Genomic DNA, 2168 nt, shown 5'->3' with positions numbered 1-2168 from the left:
TATCTCATCTGGATGAAAGCGCCGCCACACTCAAGTGCTAGTTCGTTAGCCGCTCGGACAAAAACAGCGCCATCGACACTCGATACCGTAACGTCCTGAGCGGCGGCCAGTTGTAGCGTATCGCTCTGCGCCTGTATCTTGATGGGGCCTTTCGCAGCAAATATGTTGATACCCAGCTTTTGCGCGAACAACGAAACCAATTTGACCGCCGCGACCGTAAAACTCTTGCCGATACTCAGGTCAACGTTCTTTCCGGCGATGGCTTGAATATCGTTATTGGCCGTGACCTGTACGGACTTACCTGAGACGATCCCAACCGGGCCGGGGGCGCTGGCGAGGATCCCCGGTTCCTTGAACTGGTCAAGTTGATCGTTGGTGTTCTTCTGCCCGTCCGTGTCGGCGGGTTGGGTCTTCGACGCACGCGCCGAGTCAGCCAGCGACCGCGCGAGTGCCAGCGCCTTTTCAAGCTGCGCGATGGTCTCCTGCATGTCCAGTTGCTTGCCGCTTGCATCGGGCCGGTTATGAGCCGTCAGGTGCAGGCCATAGCCGGCGCGTATCGACCCGTATGCCGCTGTCCTCAGCTCAAAGCCTTCGCCTCTTTTCTGGCGTTGACCATTGACGATATGCCCTAACGTGAGTTGGCTCTTGCCCGAGTGCTGCGTGGATAACTTGACGTGCTCCTCTTTTTCCCAATCCTCGAACTGAATCCTGTTATCGCCCTGTGTGTGAATTACGTGGCGCGACATCCAGCGGTCTTGGTTGGTGATTAAGTCAATCTGCTGGCTATTGTGGTGAAACGCTGCAATATATGGTTTGTTTGGATCGCCGTCTCGAAACTCGATAACCGCTTCGGTGCCATCTACCACAGGAAAGTGAAAGCCTGTGTTCATGGCTCCTGCAAATGGCTTCGCCAAGCGTAAGGGGACACTTTCCCCGCCCTTGGGCCATTCGCCAAGATCACAGTCAAGGCGGACCACGTAATAGCCCAACTTTGTCACATAGGGGTACTTGTATTTATTTGGCGAAGTCACACGCGCACTTAGCGAGCCGCTTATTTTAGGCCAGGTGTCGTCTTCGATTTTCAGCCGAAAACGCCGATTCGAAGGGATGGCCTTGTACGAGTTGCTATACGACTGGCTACGTCCACCGCTGTGAATGACTTCAATCACGACCTGCCCATGAGGGGCGTCGGGTAGGTTCACGTCTACGGTCAGAATGCGCCCGACGCTCAGGGCTGGGATATCGCTTATGCCCTCATACACGACTTGCCACGCTAGCGCCGCTTCGTGGCGTAACTCGGCTTCCCACTCTGCGCCTCGGTAACTCAGATGATTCGTACCGAAAACATAGGGCTGCCCGAATGTTGTGGTGTCGCCCGTCGCGACGTTCGCTTTGGCTTTAAGCAGTTCCCATGCAAGGTCCGGGTTGTAGTCGGCCACCACAAACGACTGCGGCACCGTTGTGGTGTGAGTGTGCAGTACTGAGACAGATTGTTCGCCAGTGACAAGCCCGTAATTTTCGCGGTAAGGCACGCGCAGTGCGGGCTGGTAAATGTAGTGGTCGATATCGTCGCCGAATACTACGACGTCGCCGTGTTCCCCCTGCACGACGTAGCTAAAAATTCCTTCTTGCTGCATCAGTATTTGGATGAAACGCCAGTCGCCGGTCCGGTATTGAAAGCGAAATGCGTGGACGGGATATTCGCGGCGCAGCTTGAACTCGAACTGATGGTCCCTAAGTCCATTGTTCACCAAGATTTCAGAGATTATTTGCCGTGCGGTCTTGTGCTGATACGTGCGGGTTGTGTGCGGATTAAGGCAGCCGATATGTGCCTCGATCACGATCTCGAAGTTGTTGATGTCCTTGGTGGTTTTTGTGTGCGTGAAATGCGTGATCCGCCCACCCCATACGCGCGGAGTTGCGCCTGGCAGTGCCATCGTGAAACGGGCCTGATGGCCGAGAATAACGTCGCGCTTGAATTTGATGGGGTGCGTTGCGACAATGTCTATGCGGTACGGTTCACCGGCTTTTTCAGTGAGTTTAAAGGACACGATTGATATGTCCTTGATGCGCTCTTCTCCCACGACCTGAAGGAAGTAGCTCGCGTGGCCTGGAAGCGCGCCCTGTGATATTTCTGATCGCGTCACGATGCTCATTCTGCGGATAAC

1 protein-coding gene is annotated in these 2168 nt (G+C 54.9%); it reads right to left on the bottom strand.

Annotation, left to right across the window (positions count from 1 at the left end; translation table 11 throughout):
• On the bottom strand, positions 1 to 2156 hold a 2156-nt coding region (locus AWB64_RS30465), incomplete at its 3' end, for a type VI secretion system Vgr family protein (RefSeq protein WP_157766739.1).
• Positions 2157 to 2168: the final 12 nt, after the last annotated feature.

Source organism: Caballeronia sordidicola (assembly GCF_001544455.2).
GTDB lineage: Bacteria > Pseudomonadota > Gammaproteobacteria > Burkholderiales > Burkholderiaceae > Caballeronia > Caballeronia sordidicola.
The sequence above is the reverse complement of the archived record's forward strand: the minus strand, read 5'-3'. Positions and strand labels throughout refer to the sequence as shown.